The sequence below is a fragment of the Rhizobium sp. WCS2018Hpa-16 genome (assembly GCF_031843705.1).
Classification (GTDB): Bacteria; Pseudomonadota; Alphaproteobacteria; order Rhizobiales; family Rhizobiaceae; genus Agrobacterium; species Agrobacterium tumefaciens_C.
The window spans coordinates 903409-921554 of record NZ_JAVTIX010000002.1 but is presented as its reverse complement, the minus strand read 5'-3'; the positions used below and the strand labels follow the sequence as shown (position 1 = coordinate 921554).

Annotated in this window: 18 protein-coding genes and 1 tRNA gene; 11 read left to right on the top strand and 8 right to left on the bottom strand. The window is 55.9% G+C overall.

The genetic code is table 11. The features are described from left to right. Positions 1–65 precede the first annotated feature (65 nt). Entirely contained in the window at positions 66–950 is an 885-nt protein-coding gene (gene dapA, locus RQI55_RS10540; RefSeq protein ID WP_311272538.1) for a 4-hydroxy-tetrahydrodipicolinate synthase, read from the bottom strand. 382 nt (positions 951–1332) lie between these two features. Between dapA and RQI55_RS10535 the strand changes: the two genes are divergently transcribed. Continuing rightward, positions 1333–3408: a lytic transglycosylase domain-containing protein gene (locus tag RQI55_RS10535; RefSeq protein ID WP_243256348.1), complete on the top strand. Its 2076-nt coding sequence runs from the start codon at positions 1333–1335 to the stop codon at positions 3406–3408. Positions 3409–3540: 132 nt separating this feature from the next. Here the strand turns inward: RQI55_RS10535 and RQI55_RS10530 are convergent, their stop codons facing one another. Together RQI55_RS10530 and RQI55_RS10525 are read right to left on the bottom strand one after the other, a co-directional pair. Next, the gene (locus RQI55_RS10530; RefSeq protein ID WP_243256349.1) at positions 3541–4563 is read right to left on the bottom strand and encodes a porin; all 1023 of its coding nucleotides are present in this window, start codon (positions 4561–4563) and stop codon (positions 3541–3543) included. A gap of 296 nt (positions 4564–4859) precedes the next feature. Next, positions 4860–5918, bottom strand: coding sequence for a porin (locus RQI55_RS10525; RefSeq protein ID WP_243256350.1), 1059 nt, complete (start codon positions 5916–5918; stop codon positions 4860–4862). Positions 5919–6425: 507 nt separating this feature from the next. Here RQI55_RS10525 and RQI55_RS10520 point away from each other — a divergent pair. The 3 genes from RQI55_RS10520 to RQI55_RS10510 all read left to right on the top strand — a co-directional run bounded on the left by RQI55_RS10520 (position 6426) and on the right by RQI55_RS10510 (position 7223). Continuing rightward, positions 6426–6516, top strand: a tRNA-Ser gene (locus RQI55_RS10520). A gap of 105 nt (positions 6517–6621) precedes the next feature. Continuing rightward, on the top strand, positions 6622–6972 hold the full coding sequence (locus RQI55_RS10515) for a hypothetical protein (protein ID WP_243256351.1): 351 nt from the start codon (positions 6622–6624) through the stop codon (positions 6970–6972). A 74-nt stretch (positions 6973–7046) separates the two neighbouring features. Continuing rightward, the gene (locus tag RQI55_RS10510) at positions 7047–7223 is read left to right on the top strand and encodes a hypothetical protein (RefSeq protein ID WP_192063718.1); all 177 of its coding nucleotides are present in this window, start codon (positions 7047–7049) and stop codon (positions 7221–7223) included. Between the two features lie 7 nt (positions 7224–7230). On the opposite strand, the gene RQI55_RS10505 is transcribed toward RQI55_RS10510, so the two are convergent. Together RQI55_RS10505 and RQI55_RS10500 are read right to left on the bottom strand one after the other, a co-directional pair. Next, on the bottom strand, positions 7231–8025 hold the full coding sequence (locus RQI55_RS10505; protein WP_243256352.1) for an aldolase/citrate lyase family protein: 795 nt from the start codon (positions 8023–8025) through the stop codon (positions 7231–7233). Positions 8026–8036: 11 nt separating this feature from the next. After that, positions 8037–9254: an FAD-dependent oxidoreductase gene (locus RQI55_RS10500; protein WP_311272537.1), complete on the bottom strand. Its 1218-nt coding sequence runs from the start codon at positions 9252–9254 to the stop codon at positions 8037–8039. A gap of 283 nt (positions 9255–9537) precedes the next feature. On the opposite strand from RQI55_RS10500, the gene RQI55_RS10495 reads away from it, so the two are divergent. Further along, positions 9538–9891, top strand: a complete 354-nt coding sequence (locus tag RQI55_RS10495; protein WP_243256354.1) for a hypothetical protein — start codon at positions 9538–9540, stop codon at positions 9889–9891. A gap of 131 nt (positions 9892–10022) precedes the next feature. Continuing rightward, complete coding sequence (locus tag RQI55_RS10490; RefSeq protein WP_243256355.1) at positions 10023–11135, top strand: pyridoxal phosphate-dependent aminotransferase; 1113 nt, start codon at positions 10023–10025, stop codon at positions 11133–11135. 204 nt (positions 11136–11339) lie between these two features. Here the strand turns inward: RQI55_RS10490 and RQI55_RS10485 are convergent, their stop codons facing one another. Further along, positions 11340–11606, bottom strand: coding sequence for a sel1 repeat family protein (locus RQI55_RS10485; protein ID WP_042618375.1), 267 nt, complete (start codon positions 11604–11606; stop codon positions 11340–11342). Positions 11607–12104: 498 nt separating this feature from the next. Here RQI55_RS10485 and RQI55_RS10480 point away from each other — a divergent pair, with 498 nt between their 5' ends. Continuing rightward, the gene (locus RQI55_RS10480) at positions 12105–12443 is read left to right on the top strand and encodes a DUF2147 domain-containing protein (RefSeq protein WP_243256356.1); all 339 of its coding nucleotides are present in this window, start codon (positions 12105–12107) and stop codon (positions 12441–12443) included. 75 nt (positions 12444–12518) lie between these two features. Here RQI55_RS10480 and RQI55_RS10475 read toward each other — a convergent pair whose 3' ends face one another. Further along, positions 12519–12755: a hypothetical protein gene (locus RQI55_RS10475; protein WP_052496859.1), complete on the bottom strand. Its 237-nt coding sequence runs from the start codon at positions 12753–12755 to the stop codon at positions 12519–12521. A gap of 191 nt (positions 12756–12946) precedes the next feature. On the opposite strand from RQI55_RS10475, the gene RQI55_RS10470 reads away from it, so the two are divergent. From RQI55_RS10470 to amn, 3 genes are all read left to right on the top strand, one after another. Continuing rightward, positions 12947–14104: an esterase gene (locus RQI55_RS10470; protein ID WP_243256357.1), complete on the top strand. Its 1158-nt coding sequence runs from the start codon at positions 12947–12949 to the stop codon at positions 14102–14104. A gap of 202 nt (positions 14105–14306) precedes the next feature. Beyond that, positions 14307–14477, top strand: coding sequence for a hypothetical protein (locus RQI55_RS10465; RefSeq protein WP_243256358.1), 171 nt, complete (start codon positions 14307–14309; stop codon positions 14475–14477). Between the two features lie 94 nt (positions 14478–14571). After that, positions 14572–16077 carry an AMP nucleosidase gene (amn, locus tag RQI55_RS10460; RefSeq protein ID WP_042618372.1) on the top strand — a complete coding sequence of 502 codons (1506 nt, stop codon included), beginning with the start codon at positions 14572–14574 and terminating at the stop codon, positions 16075–16077. Between the two features lie 3 nt (positions 16078–16080). Here amn and RQI55_RS10455 read toward each other — a convergent pair whose 3' ends face one another. Further along, positions 16081–17028 carry a lysylphosphatidylglycerol synthase transmembrane domain-containing protein gene (locus RQI55_RS10455; RefSeq protein WP_243256359.1) on the bottom strand — a complete coding sequence of 316 codons (948 nt, stop codon included), beginning with the start codon at positions 17026–17028 and terminating at the stop codon, positions 16081–16083. Between the two features lie 141 nt (positions 17029–17169). On the opposite strand from RQI55_RS10455, the gene RQI55_RS10450 reads away from it, so the two are divergent. Next, a complete protein-coding gene (locus RQI55_RS10450) occupies positions 17170–18144 on the top strand; it encodes a glycosyltransferase family 2 protein (RefSeq protein WP_243256360.1) in 975 nt (324 codons plus the stop codon). The last annotated feature ends 2 nt before the right edge of the window (positions 18145–18146 follow it).

The following is an 18146-nucleotide window of genomic DNA, read 5'->3' as shown; positions in this document are numbered from 1 at the left end:
CCTTATGTAGTGATCAAACTGCTAAAAGTGAAGGTGCGCTTTCAGCAGCGCACCTCCGTATGCCTTCAGTTGATCAAGCCTGCATGTTTCAGCGCCGCATCGATGGCCGCTTCCGTTGCTGGCTCTAGTGTATCCATCAGCGGTGACCGGACCTTGCGATTTCCATCGCGGGTGCGCGACAGCGCGTATTTCGTGCCGCAAACACCAGGCTCCAGGAAGATTGCCCTGTGCAACGGCATCAGACGATCCTGATACTCCAGCGCAAGCGCATAGTTTCCGGCCATCATCGCCGCCTGGAACTCGGCACACAGGCGTGGTGCAACATTGGCCGTTACGGAAATACAGCCAACACCACCATGGGCATTGAAGCCAAGCGCCGTGCCATCTTCACCCGAGAGTTGTACGAAGTCCGTCCCGCAGGTAATGCGCTGTTCGGATACGCGATCAAGCTTACCTGTCGCATCCTTCACACCGATGATGTTTTTATGCGCCTTGACCAGTGCGCCCATAGTTTCCGGTGTCATATCGACAACGGAACGGGGCGGAATGTTGTAGATCACGATCGGTAGTGTCACAGCTTCGGCAATCGCAGAGAAGTGCGCGAAGAGGCCCTTCTGCGTTGGCTTGTTGTAGTAAGGCGTCACCACCAGCAGCGCATCGGCGCCCACTTCCTGCGCATGCAGACCAAGCTCTATGGCTTCGCGCGTGTTGTTGGAGCCTGCGCCAGCAATGACCGGAACCCGTTTACCCGCTATTTCAACACACAGTTCAACGACGCGCTTATGCTCGTCATGGGACAGGGTTGGAGATTCCCCCGTGGTTCCGACAGGCACGAGGCCGTTGCTGCCTTCAGCAATCTGCCACTCCACATGGGCGGCAAACGCGGCTTCGTCCACGGCACCTTGCGCAGTGAACGGCGTAATGAGGGCGGGAATGGATCCCTTGAACATGCAAAACTCCTTGCGGCGAGCCAGTCCATGCTTCAGCCGCATTCCAAGATTAAAACGATGTCACATTAGTGTGGGGTTAAGCGACCGACAAGCGCATAAAAGCGCCTTTTGGCTTTCAAATTGCAAATAGTTTCAAAGCCTCTGGCGATGATGCCCCCTCGTCATCATATGAGGTGGCAGAAGCGCGAAATACCTTCGCTGACCGAAATTTGATCGTACACGCAGGGTCGGATTAAGGTTCTGTTAATGCTGAAAGCACCTAATGGAAGGCATGAATTCGACAAGACGAAGAGCCGAAGAACCCAACAATCCTTTTGCCGTGATCGGCGAGAGAAAACCCGCCGTGGCGCAAGCCCACAGTTTCACGAAGACGAGTAGTGGAATGAAAAAAGCAGCTTTTGGCCTGATGGCCGCCGGTCTCGCGGCAACCGTTTGGAGCGCATGGGCGGGCCCTGCCCAAGAGGGTGCACCTCTTCCCCTTCCCTATGTCAAACCGAATGCGCCAGCGGTCGTACAATTTCCGCTTGCGTCACCTGAAGTCACCGGCTCCATTCCTCGTCCAAACGCACCTCTTGATGTTTCTGATCTGAAGTCGGGGCTCGATGCGCTATCACGCCGTGATGCCCTGCGCGCCATATCCATCCGCGACGCCCTGCCCACGACAAACATCGACCGCCATATTCTGACATGGGCGATTGCCGTGTCCGGCCAGAAAGACGTCTCCTCCAGCGAGATTGCAAAGGCGCAAACAGAGTTGAGCGGCTGGCCCGGCACCACCACATTCAGGGCCAATGCCGAACGCGCCATGCTGCGGGAAAATCCGCCCTCCACCGAGATCATCAGCTATTTCGGCGTGAGTGCGCCCGAGACACCCGAAGGCACGCTTGCACTGGCGCGCGCCTTGACCGCCACCGATAACAGCACCCGAGCAAAACAACTCATCCAGTCCCTGTGGGTCAACGAGGGTATGGATACCACCCTTGAAGATCGCATCATCGCGGAGTTTCCCACATTCCTGTCCGCCGCCGAACATAAGTCGCGGATGGATTTTCTGATGTATCGCAGCCGTGTCAGCCAAGCCAAACGCTTCGGTGATCTGGGCAAGGCGCAAGACCTATACGCGGCATGGGCTGCCGTTTTGCAGAGAGGCAAAAACGCAACCGCTGCGTTGAATGCCATCAAAGGAGCAGCCCGCAACGACCCGGCCTTCCTGTTTGCGCGTATCGAACAATTGCGTCATCAGCAGAAATATGAGGATGCAGCAAAGCTTCTGGCGCAGGCGCCCAAGGATCCGGCAAAACTCGTCAATCCGGGCGAATGGTGGAATGAGCGCCGGATTGTGGCGCGTGGGCTGGCAGATATGGGCCAGTTTGCGCAAGCCTACGACATCGTCTCTCATCACGCAGCCACATCACCCGTTGATATTGCCGATGCCGAGTTCCACGCGGGTTGGTATGCTTTGCGTGCCTTGCAGGATCCGATATCCGCGGCAAAGCATTTCACAGCCCTGCTGGACACATCGAACCGCCCGCTTTCCGCTTCCCGAGCCTATTATTGGCTGGGCCGCGCCACAGAGGCCGGAGGGCCAGGCAATGCGAGCGAATATTTCAGCAAGTCGGCTGCATTTCCGGGTACATTTTACGGGCAACTGGCCGCCGCTCGGATAGGTGCGACGACCATCAATGTCACCTATCCATCGCCAAACGATGACGACCGTCAGCACTTTGCGGCCCGCGAAGCTGTACGCGCCATCGAACGACTTGAGGCCGCAGGCTATAGTTGGCGGGCGGACAGCCTTTACCGCGCATTGGCGGAACAGATCGACAGCCCCGGCGAACTGGCAATTCTCGCCACACGCGCTGAGAAGAACAACAACCATCAGGTTTCACTGCAGATCGGGAAAACTGCCTTTGGCCGAGGGATTGATGCGGCAGCTCTCGCCTACCCGCTAGGCGTCATTCCCGGCACCGCCAATATTTCCGGCTCCGGCATGGCGCTCGCCTACGCCATTGCCAGACAGGAAAGCGCGTTCAACCCCGCAGCCGTATCACCGGCCAATGCTCGCGGCCTGCTTCAGCTCTTGCCGGGCACCGCGCAAGGTGTAGCCAGCCGCCACGGAATGGATTTCACACAAGCGAAACTGACAACAGATGCTGGCTACAACGCCACACTCGGGGCCCATTATCTGGGAGAGCAGATAGACAGCTTCGGCGGCTCCTACATTCTGACCTTCATTGCCTATAATGCTGGCCCAAAGCGCGTGCCGGAATGGATCAATCGCTACGGCGACCCGCGAGGAAAACCCATCGATGATGTGGTTGACTGGATAGAGCGGATCCCCTTCCCCGAGACCCGCAACTATGTTCAGCGGGTGATGGAGAACTACCAGGTTTACAAAACCCGCCTCGGACAGAAAGCAGACATCGTCACCGACCTGCGAAACGGTCGCTCTGAGTAATTGAAGAGCCATAAAGACTATAGCAAGCGCCGCTCCAACGGCGCTTTTTTTCGTTTACGAACCCGATAGCCCAAAACGAAAAAGCCCGGCTCTAAAGCCGGGCTCTCCTGAATGACCTAAGGTCAAATCAGATTAGAAATCGCGCTGAAGGCGAACGAAGCCGACAACACGGTCGTCTGCTGCATCTTCGTCAACGTAGTTAGCTGTAACCTTTGTCTTCAGGCCGTCTGTGATCTGGTAATCAACAGTAACACCAGCTGTCCATGCGTCGTTGCTGGAGAAGTCAGCGTTAGCAGCTGGATCAGTGCCGAGAGGAGCAGAAAGGTTGCCGATGTATTCAGCAGCTGGCGTGATCGTCAGCTTGTCTGTTGCCTTGATTGCATATTCTGCTGCAACAGCCCATTCGGAAACGCCGTAGTAAGCGTTAACGCCGGAAGCCCAAACGCCGGACAGGCCAAGTGTGCCAGGTCCAACATCAGCAAAAATGATACCGCGAACAGCACCATCTTCGAGGTCGGTGTCATAGCTGCCGACGACCGTAGCGGTGACTGCGCCGAACTTCGCGCCAACTACGCCAGTAATACCAACGTTGTTGTCTCTCGTGGAGAAGGTGTTTTCAAGTTCGTCAACAGACAAGGTCGCGTTGAAGGAGCCAGCGTCGTATGTGTAACGAACCGAATTGAACAGTGTGTTGGAGGACAGGATGTCTGTCTCGCCGTTCAGATCGTTGTCCCACTCGCTGTAAACCTTACCAACGGTCAAGCCACCAATCGAGATGAACGCCTGGTCAACGAATACGGAAGAGTCACCAGCAGAGCCGTCGTTGGCATTGCCACGGAAACCGATGAAGCCGCGCAGAGCGCCGAGTTCGGTGTCTGTGCGTGTGTCAACTTCGAACTGAGCGCGCGTGAACGAATCCCAGTCAGACGTGCCCTTTTCATCAGGACCGAAGTCTGTCTGGAAGCGAACGTAACCGCCGAACTTCAGGCAAGTTTCTGTGCCTGGAATGTAGAAGAAGCCTGTGCCGAAAGCGTCGCAAACGCGAACGTATTCGAGGGCTTCTGGCTCAGCTGCAACGATTGCGTCTGCAGCCTGTGCGCCGGATACTGCTGCGAGAGCGGCAGCGGAGCCGATCAAAAGGCTCTTAATGTTCATGGTGACCTCCAAGTCAAATCAGAAGGAAACAGCGGATGGGAATGTTGCTGTCCTTGGAGTGATTAAAGCCACAACGGCAGATTCGTGCAATCTGGAAAGATTTTTATTAGCAATCACTATGAGGCATTGTCGTGACGCTGTTGCAACTTCGTCACAACTTGGCCGCAGTGACGCCAAACATTTAACAGGGCATTAATGCGACCCTCCAGCCTAAAACGTACGCGCCGACCGAACTGAAAACAAAAAAGCCCGGCTCAAGAGCCGGGCTTTCCTTCACTAACCGAAGTCAGATCAGATTAGAATGTACGCTGAAGGCGAACGAAACCAGAAACCTGGTCGTCATTGGCCTGCGCGCCTACGAAGTCGGAAGTGTCTTCGTAGTTAACCGAAACCATGCCGTACAGACCCTTGGTGATGTCGTACTTTGCAGCAACGCCAGCCTTCCACTTGTCGCCGCCTGCGAAATCGCGATCAGAGATCGTGATTGCTTCAGCCTTGCCATAGTACTGGAAGCCAGGAGTGATAGTCAGCTTTTCAGTTGCCTTAACTGCGTACTCAACAGCAACAGCCCACTCGGATTCGTTATAGTAAGCGTTGTAACCCGAAGCCCAAACACCAGCCAGGCCGAGAGTGCCAGGACCGATTTCAGCAGTCGCGATCAGGCGAACAGCGCCTTCTTCGTTGTCTACATCGTAACCGCCGAGGAGAGCCGCCTTAACGCCGCCAACCTTGAAGCTAGCGTTCGCTGCTACACCAACGTTGTTGTCAGGCTCGAACAGAGTTGCAGCGTTTTCAAGCTCGTCAACCGACAGACCTACAGTGAACGCACCAGCGTCGTAGTTGTAACGGATGGAGTTGAACAGAGCATTGGAAGACAGCTCATCAGCTTCACCAGAGAGACCATCATCCCACCAGCTGTAGAACTTACCGACCTTCAGGCCGCCGAGCTCGATGAATGCCTGGTCTACGAATACAGCAGAACCGCCGTTAGATGAATTAGCAACTGCCGCAGCAGAAGCGTTGTCAGCATTGCCACGGAAGCCGATGAAGCCGCGCAGTGCGCCGAGCTCGGTGTCTGTGCGTGTGTCAACTTCGAACTGAGCGCGTGTGAACGAATCCCAGTCAGATCTGCCGGACTTGTCGCGACCGAAGTCGGTCTGAAAACGAACGTAACCGCCGAACTTCAGGCAGGTTTCGGTGCCAGGGATGTAGAAGAAGCCTGTGCCGAAAGCGTCGCAAACGCGAACGTATTCGAGTGCTTCTGGCTCAGCTGCGACGATTGCGTCTGCAGCCTGTGCGCCAGATACTGCTGCGAGAGCTGCAGCGGAGCCGATCAAAAGGCTCTTAATGTTCATGTTGACCTCCAGTCAAGTTTCAAAAGGGTCTGGGTTCTTTTGCTGCAAAACAGCATTCCCTGCCCCAGTCCCGTGTTCTTGAAAACGGACGATCCACCGCCGCGCTTCCGTTGTTGAAAATACGTAAGCCCGCTGCGCTTGCAATCTCCAATACTGGTTCTGACAGGTTTGCCCGTCCGCTTCGTTTTAAAATGTTGCTAAAAGAACACAATCCGGCTTGGCGGGACTACAAAGGTTTATGAGAGTTTAAAAAATAGCATTCGAATCTGACACTTATACTGCATCGGCCTGAAGCGCCGCGACTCAGAGCGCATCGAGAATCGACTAAACGTCTTTGATCGTAAGTTACATCAGCTGCGTTGGTCCCGCTGTTGCTGCCTTATCCTTGCTGATTCATGCGCAGCACCGGTGTGTGGGTCAAAAAATGCGGGATGAAATGGCTCTTTTTCATCTCTTTATAGAAAAGGCCTTGCATTCATTTTTTTTACGCAATACTCAGGCGGCACCGGAGAGGTGGCCGAGTGGTCGAAGGCGCTCCCCTGCTAAGGGAGTATACGTCAAAAGCGTATCGTGGGTTCGAATCCCATCCTCTCCGCCATCAAACTTAAAATCCCGACATCTTCACACATCAATTCGCTGCACTGCGGAACGTTTTTGTTGTTCGCCGCGTTATCACCTTGGAAACAGCAAGAGGTGATTTCAGATGGCTCAGTCCAAATTGAATGTTGTAGAAGACACAGTCGAGAATCAGATCGCAGAGCTTCGCTCGCAGATTTCGTCGCTGTCCAAGTCGGTTTCGGCGCGCGCAGGGACATTTTCTAACGAAGCGTCTGAATTTGCAGATGAAGCGCGTGGTCGCGTTCAGCGCGTTGCGCAAAATGCAGCACAGACTGTGCGCGCTCAGGGCCACAACGTGGTTGAAGCGGTGAAGGAAAACCCCGGCACGGCCACATCTGTGCTGACGGTCGTCGGGGCTCTCGGCTTCGCACTCGGTTATTTCATTGCAAACGCTGAAAAAGATCATAAGAGCAGCAGCCTTTATCGCTGGCGCTAAGCTCTAGTTTAACTGTGATGGGGCAAGGAGATCTGATTTCCTTGCCCATTTTTATTTTGAACGGGACGTGAATCATGCATCTGACTGATGAAGTCGAAACAGCTCTGGCGGCGTTCGCACAGGAAAACAGAATCGATCGCGATGAAGCCATTCAGCGCGTGCTGCGAGACTGGCTTTTGCGCGAGGGTTTTCTGTTTTCTGGCGAGCAGGGAATACCGCCGCACAAGCTGAATGCGAGCAACGACGACTGATCTACCGTCAGTAGGATGAAGGCTTTGCGGTTGCTCCACCCTTATATCGGCCGCAAAGCGATTTGAGCGCGCTTGAGAACTCCGTTACGTCAGCCCCGACGGCCACGAATGATGCTCCAAGCTCCATGTAGCGCTTATTGTAGACCTCGTTGAAGGTCAGAATGCCGGCGGCCTTGCCGGATGCCACGATCTTGGAAATCGATGCTTCGATAACGTCCTGCACCTCTGGCTCATCGATTCTCCCTAAGTAGCCCATGTCCGCTGCGAGGTCTGCCGGGCCGATGAAGACGCCATCGATCCCATCGACTTTCAGAATATTGTCCAGATCAGCAATCGCTGCACGCGTTTCGGCCTGCACCAGCAGGCAAAGCCCGTCCGATGCTGTCTGCGCGTAATTATCAATCGTATTGAAACCTGACGCTCTTGCCACGACGGCCCCCATGCCGCGAATCCCGCGTGGTGGATAGTGCATGGCAGAAACAAGTGCTTCAGCTTCAGTCGCCGAATCAACCATCGGCACCAGCAATGTCCGCGCGCCAGCATCCAGCATCTGCTTGATGATCCAACTTTCGCCAACGGGAATGCGCACCACCGGTTCGGCGGGAGATGTGGCAAGCGCACGCAACTGGTCAATGATGCTGCGCAGATCGTTCGGCCCGTGCTCGCCATCGATCACGAGCCAGTCGAAACCGGCGGTCCCGGCGATTTCGGCTGTGATGGCCTCCCCCATATCAAGCCACAGGCCGATTTGCGGCTTGCCCTGCTGAATTGCGGTCTTGAAGCGATTTTCTTGGGCCAGCATCGGCAGTTCTCCTAGGCGAGCAGCAGTTTCAGGTCGGCAGAATGGTCGGCAAGCACAGCGCGATCAGGCTCCCGGCCCAGATCGAGCAGTTTCTTACCGCTCACATAGGCCTTGGCATCATTGATGGCATCCACGGCGATGAAACGGCCCTGGCGGAAATACCAGATGGAGTGGCTGCCCTCGCGCTGACCAGGTCGCAACACGGTCTCGTCAGAACCCGCGTTGAAACCGGCGATCTGCAACTTCACATCATACTGGTCCGACCAGAACCATGGCTTGGGCTGGTAAGGCTTTTCATCACCAGAAAGAACAAGAGCTGCAGCTTCAGCCTGATCGACGGCATTCTGGACCGATTCGATCCGCACCTTCTCACCGTTCAATGGCAGAAGCGCGCAATCGCCCATGGCATGAATATCCGGGTCCGAGGTGCGGGTGAATTCATCGACGAGAATGCCGTTGCCAATATCGAGACCCGAATCGCGCGCCAGCCGGTCATTGGGCAGAACGCCGATGCCGACGATGACGAAATCCACATCCAGCGTGGAGCCGTCAGACAATTCGGCGGCGCTGACGTGCCCATCGGCGCCGATCAGCCGCACAAGGCCGGTCTTTTCGCGTATCGATACGCCGCGTGCCTCGTGAATATCGCGCATAATGGCGGCGGTCTGGCTGGATGCCACCCGCTGCAGGATGCGATCAGCCATTTCGATGAGCGTAACCTCGAGCCCCAGCTGCCGCGCAACCGCAGCAGCTTCCAGTCCGATATAACCACCGCCGATGACCAGCAGGCGGCGTCCCGGCTTCATGTCCTGCATCAGGCGGTCGGCGTCGCGCTTGTCTCGCACGGTCAACACACCGTCGAGGTCTCCACCCACACCGGCAGGCAGGGTTCGCGGCGAGGAGCCGGTGGCCAGTGCCAGCTTGTCATATTCAAGCGTGCTGCCATCCTGCATGCGTACGATCTTTGATGCGCGGTCCACCTCTTCCACCCAGGTGGACAGGCGAATATCGACATTGTTTTCCGCAAACCATTCGGCGCCGCGAAACAGCAAGCGGTCGAAGGTCATGTCCCCCATCAGATATTTTTTGGAAAGCGGCGGCCGCTGGTATGGCAGAACATCTTCCGACCCGATGATCGTGATCGGCCTGTCATCCTTCAAGGCCCGCAGTTTGGCGGCAAGGGAAAATGCGGCTTGGCCCGCACCGACAATGACGAGTGTGCGCGACATCTGCTGCTCCATCAGTCCATGATATGCTGAAGGCGTAACGACAAGTACGCAGCGCGTCAACCCGCTAAAGGTCGGCAAACTGGGCTGATCACCGGCGTCTTGAACAGTCTGGCGCAACCTAATGAGACTATAGACGTTTCAATCGATGATACCGGTTCGAAAAAAACATGCCGCTGTGGCATAACGTGGCAGAAACGTTTCGTTTCTAACGTTTTCCTTCAGCTTTTGGCAATGAAACGAGCTTATTGTTAACATCAGGACAAGAGACAATCGGGAGGTTGTCATGGCGCTAAACGTAAACATCAGAGCAAACGACGCCGTTCCACACGACCAGATGTATGAGAAGTTTCTGGTTGATCGTCCCGGGAAGATAACCTTCATAGGTCATCACCTCAGCGCGCGCAACACGATGCGCTGCCTTATCCGCAATATCTCGCTTTATGGTGCCGATATTGAGGTCAGCCCTCATCTGGAGTTGCCGACCAACTTCTATTTGGAAGTTCTTGGAATCCGCGATGAAATCGGTTGCACGCTGATCCGCCGGGAAGAGGAAAAGGCAACGGTTGGCTTCAACATGCTGATCGATACCGAATTTCTGCATCACGTTCGTCGCCTCAGTTTTGAAATGAACATGTGAAGCAGGACCGTTTTCCGTCCAGCGGGGAAAACCCATCAAAACTCAAGCAAATTCAATTGGCCTGCCTTGCGCGGGCCAATATTGATTCTATGCTGGTGCCGTCTCATTAACGGATAACGGAACCCTCTGAAATGTCCGCATTTTCCCGCTTCACATCGCTGTCTGCTACGCTTCCTGCATCGGTTCCATTCGTCGGGCCGGAGGCGATCGAGCGTAACCGCAAGCTTCTCGTCAAAGCGCGGATTGGAGCAAACGAAAGCGGGTTTGGCCCTGCGCCTTCCGTTCTCGAAGCCATGAAGCAGGCCGCATCCGAAACGTGGATGTATGCAGACCCGGAAAACTTCGACTTGCGCGAGGCGCTGGCCATTTATCACGGCATTTCGCGCGACAACATCGCCGTGGGCAACGGCGTGGATGGCTTGCTGGGCGAAATCGTGCGGCTGGTGGTGGAACCGGGCACGTCCGTCGTCACGTCCTTTGGCGGCTACCCCACCTTCAACTATCACGTCAATGGATATGGCGGGCGTCTGGTCACGACGCCTTATCTCGATGATCACGAGAATCTGGATGGCCTGCTGGATCTCGTCAAGAAAGAGAACGCGCCGCTCGTCTACTTCGCCAATCCCGACAACCCCATGGGAAGTTGGTGGGAAGCGAGCGAAGTGCTGACATTCGCCAAGGCACTGCCGGAAAGCTGTCTGCTGATTCTGGATGAAGCCTATTGCGAGACAGCACCGGAGAGCGCCATTCCCAGCGTGCGCGCCATGATCGGCATGCCCAATGTGCTGCGCATGCGCACCTTCTCCAAGGCTTACGGCCTGGCAGGCGCGCGTGTCGGTTACGCCATCGGCACGCTTGGCAATGCGCAGGCCTTTGACAAGATCCGCAACCATTTCGGCATGCCTCGCGTCTCGGTCGCCGCCGCAATGGCTGCGCTGAAGGATCAGGTCTATCTGCGTGATGTGGTCAAGCGCATTGCGAATGCCCGCGAGCGCATCAGTACCATTGCGCGCGACAATGGTCTGTCACCCCTGCCCTCTGCGACCAATTTCGTCACCATCGATTGCCGCCGGGACGGCGCCTATGCCAAGGCTATCGTGGATGGATTGATGGACCACGGCGTGTTCATCCGCATGCCGGGTGTGGAGCCGCTTAACCGCTGCATCCGCGTCAGCGCCGGACCTGACAATATGATGGCACTGTTTGCAGACGCCCTGCCAAAGGTCTTGAAAACACTGGGCTGAGTTGAGCAACAAAAAACCGTGCCGGCCTTGTTTCTGCCGGTCACGGTTTATGATGTCGCGGTGTGGATCTGACCGCATGCCCATTCGGGCTTATGATTGTTTACCTGCCAGGACTGGAGGGAACTGGCGGGAAACATGGCGGTGCTGACCGCTCTGTCTTTTTGAATTTCAACGTTTCATGTCAGTGCAAGGCACTTGCTGGCATCAGTGCGATGTCATCCAGGTCCGAGCCGCGCTGAGTGCGGTCGCGAGATCTGCCTTGCTCATGTTGCGGGCAAGATCGGCACGCAGCGAGGCTGCTCTTTCCGAACCCTTGATCGCGGCAATGTTGAGCCATTTGTGGGCAGCAATGAGGTCCACCGGGCAACCCCGGCCTGTCGCGTAGATCAGGCCCAGATTGCAAAACACATCAGCGCGGCTTTGCCCACCGGCGACGGCCATTTCGATATCGCGAACTTCAAAGCGTGCCATTTTTCTATACCCTGTTTGCCCGTTAGCATTTTCGACGACAACCCCTCTGTGGGAGCTTCACCGGTTGAGGCCTTACCGTCTTATGCGGCTTGTTCTGGCCTTTTCCGTCGGCAGGTTAGCCCTGCTCTTTCGATGTCCCCACTATGCCAAATGGGCTTCAACGGGCGCTTAAAATCCATGATTAATAGGAGCCAAACAAAGTCCAAACGATTGGTAAAGTTGGGTTTTTGTTAAATATCACAAGCCCCGGAAATTAAGGATTATCGGTCCATTTTTACGAAAAGTTTACGGATGAAATTCAACCCTTCCGTAACCACGTTGGAAGCTGCACTTTTTCCTGTCGGTATTTTCTCCAGCAAAGTCGCGCAAAAAATCAGCCGATTCATCGCTCGCTCGTATTTCCTTTTACGTTCACGTAAACTATAAATCTGCGTGTTGGAGTTGCGCGTGCCGAATGTCGCCCGTCGAATTCGCATGCAACTGGATTGGGAGGTCCATATGAAGAAAATGATGATCGTGGCTTTTGCCTCATTGCTGATGGGTGGCAGCGCCATCGCAGCAGAATCGATTGAGGGCAACTGGAAGACGGCGAGCGGAGAGACCGCAGTCATCGCCCCCTGTGGTTCCGCTTTCTGCGTAACCTTGAAGACTGGCAAGCATGCCGGGAAACAGATTGGCAAGATGAGCGGCACCGGCAACAGCTACTCCGGTGAGATTACCGATCCGGCCAATGACAAGACCTATGCTGGCACTGGAACCGTTTCCGGCAAATCGCTGAGCATGAAGGGCTGCGTCCTCAAGGTGCTGTGCAAATCACAGACATGGTCGCGCCTCTGATTTGCCTGCTGAGAACTAAAAAAGGCGCCACAGCGGCGCCTTTTTGATTCGTGCTTCAGCTTGAGCCTCAGACCATCAACGCCACTGGGTTCCGTCACCGGCCTGGCAGCCATAGGGTGGCAGCACATTGGCAAATGTTTCGTGCAGCTTGTCGCAGCCCCATTTGTTGATCGGGCCTGGCATGCGGCTGTTCAGCTCGATACCCACTTCGTCGTAGGGGCTTTCGGTGTTGGTCACGTAGCCGTACCAGCGATAGCCGAATATAGCCACGGCGGCGATCAGCACGATTGTAAGGAGTTTGATAATTTTCACTTGTTGTCCTTGAGCATTGTCTGCGTCTTTCTCGCGCAGCACCAAGGCGGCACGGCGCGGAGTGACACTCCTAAAGCCTTTCGAGCGCCGATGGAAACCCGTTTCCTCAATATCCTCATATGGTTGAAAGCACCCGTCGTATCTGTCACTCTCGGCTCGGGGGATATTTTTATGATTTGGAGGAGATTTTCATGCGTTTTTTTCTACCGTGCATCGTTCTGGCAGGCTGCATCATGAGTGTGCCCGCTCTCGCTTTGGAGCCGCCTGCGGCACCCCCGGCCACCCGGCCTTTGAATGAGTTCGTCACGGGCGTCGAGAAGGACGGAGCCATCACATTCCGTTTGTTTGCACCAGCGGCAAAGGCCGTCTCGGTTGTTCTCGGTGCCAATGCTCCGGTGGAGATGAAGCGTGCCGAAAATGGCGTCTGGAGTGCGAAAACCGATGTGCTGAAGCCCAATCTCTATGAATATTATTTCAACATTGATGGCTTTCGCAGCATCGATACCGGCACCAATTATCCAAAGCCGCAGCGGCAGGTGAATACCAGCCTGATTCTCGTTCCCGGCAGCATTCTCGATGTGCGGGACGTTCCACACGGCGAGTTGCGGTTGGTGACCATCCCGTCAAAGGCACTGAAATCACAACGCGCGACCTATGTTTACACGCCGCCGGGCTATAGCGACGCATCCGAGCCGTTGCCGGTCATGTATCTCTATCACGGCTTTGGCGACACTGTTGCCTCGTGGGTCACTCAAGGGCGCGCGCCGCAGATCCTCGACAATCTCCTTGCGGAAAAAAAAATCGCGCCGATGATTGTCGTCATTCCCGATACGGAAGCCGACATTCCGGAAGCCATCGCCGAAAATTTCCCCGGTGCAGACCGTCGCAAAGACTTTTACCCCATCAACTCAGATGCGGTTGACCGGGAACTGGTGGAAGATCTCATTCCCTATATGAAAAAGCATTACAAGGTGCGTGATGATGCCGATGGCCGCGCCATTGTGGGTCTCTCGCAGGGCGGCTATCAGGCCCTGGTTTCCGGCCTTTCCCACCTTGGTACCTTTGGCTGGATTGCGAACTTCAGCGGCGTTTCCACCACCACCGTTCCCAACAAGGCGGTGGATGCTGTTTTGAATGAGCCGGAAAAAATCAACAAGGCTCTGCGAAACTTCACTGTAACTGTCGGCACCAAGGACGCCGTGACAGGCAAGGATATTGCCGGGCTGAAAACGATTCTGGACGAGAAGAAAATCGCCCATGAATACGTCGAATATAAAGACCTCGGCCATGAAATGGACGTCTGGCGCCCATCCTTTGCGGCGTTTCTGGAGAAAGTGTTCAAGAAGTAGGTCCTGACGTCCTCCGCCGCTTCATTCCAGATGAGGCGGCGGAAGGATGAACGGCAACGTGTGCGATGGACCATACCCCCCGCACTCCCCCTGTTAAACACCCTGAACCTTACATGAACCCTACCCTCAGGGTTGGTTCAGTCCCAGCATGGCAATCTCTCGTTCAACAGGAGGGAAGACTATGACGAGAAGGGGAATGGACATGACGATTTTGGTTCGGCGTTTTACGATCATCGTGTTGTTGATGGCGATTTTTGCCATGTCTTTCGCGGCTCTGGTGGTCAATCCCAACAGGAGCTTCCAGCGGGTGAATGTGGGCGCATCGATCGCCTGCCAGCACAGCCTTTCCAACCATTGCTCGGTGACCCTCTAGCGAAGGCGCGTGCTGACTGGATTTTTCCCGCGTATTTTTGAAACGCACATATTTCTGTCGCTTGCCTGTCGAAATTGGCTCTCTATAATGGGCCATGACAATAGCAAAGCACACAATCTCGCACCTCGCTTTCATCACGCCCGAGCCCTTCGCGCCCCGGACTTTCACTGATCCGGCCGCGGCGGTAGATGCCTTGACCGCGCTTTACGAGCGCAACACCGAATTCCTCATCAAGTCCTTCACTGATCTGGCGCAGGGCGCCCCGATTACGGGCCGTTACCGCGCTTGTTATCCGCAGGTCAGCATCGAAACATCCAGCTTCGGCCATGTCGATTCGCGGTTGTCTTACGGTCACGTCACATCACCCGGCGTCTACACGACGACGATCACACGCCCCAAGCTGTTTCGCCATTATCTGAAAGAGCAGTTGGGCCTTTTGATCAAGAACCACAGCGTTCACGTCACCATTGCTGAATCGTCCACCCCCATCCCGCTGCATTTTGCCTTTGGCGAAGGCGCATTCGTTGAAGCGTCGGCGGCGTCCTCGCTGGCCGATGTTCCGTTGCGTGATCTGTTCGATACGCCTGACCTCAACAATACCGACGATCTTATTGCCAACGGCGAATATGATCAGGTTCCGGGCGAACCCGCGCCGCTTGCTCCGTTTACAGCGCAGCGCATCGATTATTCGCTGGCGCGGCTCAGCCACTACACGGCCACCAGCGCCAACCACTTCCAGAATTTCGTTCTGTTTACCAACTATCAGTTCTACATTGATGAGTTCGCCTCTTGGGCGCGCAAGATCATGGCCGATGGTGGAGAAGGCTATACGGAATTCGTGGAGCCCGGCAACATCGTCACGCTAGCCGGTTCGGACCGCCCGACAACAGATATGACGCTGGGGCGCCTGCCGCAGATGCCAGCCTATCACCTGAAGAAAAAGGGCCATGCGGGCATCACGCTGGTCAATATCGGCGTCGGCCCTTCCAATGCCAAGACGATCACGGACCACATTGCCGTGCTGCGTCCGCATGCGTGGCTGATGGTCGGCCACTGCGCAGGCCTTCGCAACAGCCAGCGTCTGGGCGATTACGTTCTGGCGCACGCCTATATGCGTGAAGACCACGTTCTGGATGACGACCTGCCCGTCTGGGTGCCGATCCCGGCTCTGGCCGAGGTGCAGATGGCGCTGGAGGGCGCGGTTGCCGAAGTCACCGGTTATGAAGGCTTCGAGCTGAAGCGTATCATGCGCACCGGCACCGTTGCCACCATCGATAACCGCAACTGGGAACTGCGCGATCAGGCTGGCCCCGTCAAACGCCTGTCGCAGGCACGCGCCATTGCACTTGATATGGAATCGGCCACCATCGCGGCCAATGGCTTCCGCTTCCGTGTGCCTTATGGCACGCTGCTCTGCGTATCCGACAAGCCTTTGCATGGGGAACTGAAGCTGCCCGGCATGGCAACGGAGTTCTACAAGACGCAAGTCTCGCAGCATCTGCAAATCGGCATTCGCGCCGTGCAGAAGCTGGCGGCTATGCCGACGGAAACCCTGCATTCGCGCAAATTGAGAAGCTTCTACGAAACGGCGTTTCAATAGGCCTCAGTTTTGGCGCAGCCTTTTCACGGGCACAAAAAGCGCCAGAGTTGTTCCAACCAGCGATGAGACAATGACCAGCAGGTGAACATTGACTGCCGCCTGGGCAAGCGAAGACAGCAAGCCCTCGCCCGCTTCCGCGCCAAAGCCAACGGCGCCTGCCGTTATTCCGGCAGGATAGGTGCCAACACCACCCGGCGCGTGAAGCGGCAGCACCGATGAAAGTTCGCCGCCCAGCGCACCGCCGAAGCCTGCAGTCAGCGAGATGTTTCCCATCAGCATCAGCACCCAGGCAAGCACCGCGATTTTGACGAACCAGTTGACGAGCGTCATGCCCCAGGCCCGCATGAAGGCGCTGATATCGGCTGGAAGACCAGCCTCTATCTCGCCAATGATTCTTGAAATTTTGGGCGACGAGACGCGCCCGATCATGCGAAAGAGCGGCGCGCGGGCGCTGAATCCCAGAAGCGGCAGTAACAGAAAACCAACCCAAGCAAGCCACAGCAAGCCGTTGCTTTTTTCCACTGCCAAGCCGACACCGGCCGCCGCCAGCAAAGCGTGAAGATCAAACAGGCGCATCACGAAAAGCGCTGATGTGCCGCGCACGAGATGAACGCCGAATTCCTTCTTCATCAGCAAGGGAAAACTGGTCTCTCCAGATCGGAAGGGCAGCATGATGTTGAGGAGATTGTGGATCTGCACCACGCGAAACAGCGGGGCAAAACGTCCCACGGTTTCATGCCGGAAGTAATCATAGATGCGCCAGGTCCGCAGCACATAGGTGCCGACCAGAAGCAAAAGCGCCAGCGCCATGGCGCCAAAGCCTGCATGTTGCCAGAGCATGAGCACACTTGCCCACCCCCACGTCCAGTGGATGAAAGCCGCATAGGCGGCAACCACAAGAATGGTGCCGAGCGTCATCGCGTTGCGGGTAAGCCACGCCGTTCGTTTCATTGTGCCCGGATTCCCTATCAAACTACGGCCCTATCTGGACAACTAACACGCAGCATCATATCCGCTATATTACTTATTGAGCTACAACTTAAAGGAGAGGCCTCGGTGCCGACACCAACTGCCATGAGCCATGAGGTTTCAATGGACAATACACCGGACCTATCGCTTGTCGTTCCGATTTTCAACGAGGAAGACAGTGTTGGCCCATTGATCGAACGTGTCGCAGAGGCGATGCTGTCGTACCAGGCCGGTTGGGAACTCATTCTGGTAGATGATGGCAGCACGGATGCGACCATCGCCAATGCCAGGGCTTACCTTTCGCGCCCCGGCCTTAATCTGAAGATCGTTGCGCTACAGCGCAATTTTGGGCAGACTGCGGCCATGCAGGCTGGCATCGATGCGGCCAAAGGCCGCCTGATCGCAACGCTCGACGGCGACCTTCAGAACGACCCCAAGGATATTCCGATGATGGTCTCGGAGCTGGAGCGCCGCGAACTCGACCTTCTGGTCGGATGGCGCAAGAACCGGCAGGACGGGCTCTTCCTGCGCAAGGTTCCCTCCTGGATCGCCAATCGGCTGATCGGCAAGATCACCGGCGTGCGCCTTCATGACTATGGATGCAGCCTCAAGATCTACCGTTCATCGGTCATCAAGCAGGTGAAGCTGATGGGCGAAATGCACCGCTTCATCCCGGCCTGGGTGGCGGGCGTGGTGCCCAGCACCCGCATCGGCGAAATGGCTGTTACCCACCATGCCAGACAGTTTGGCGCATCGAAATACGGCATTTCCAGAACGTTCCGCGTCATTCTCGATCTGCTGTCGGTGATGTTCTTCATGCGTTACAAGGCGCGTCCGGGCCACTTCTTCGGCTCGCTGGGTCTTGGCCTGGGCGCGTTTGCGGCGCTCATTCTGCTCTATCTCTTCGTCGATAAATTCATTTTCGGCAATGATATCGGCACGCGGCCGATGCTGATGGTTGGCGTCGTCCTGCTTCTGTCATCGGTGCAGATGATTACCACAGGCATTCTCTCAGAGATGATTGCGCGCCTCTATTACCGCGATGAACAGACGCCCAATTACATTATCGGCAAGACCTACACCTCAGAAGAGACCTGACA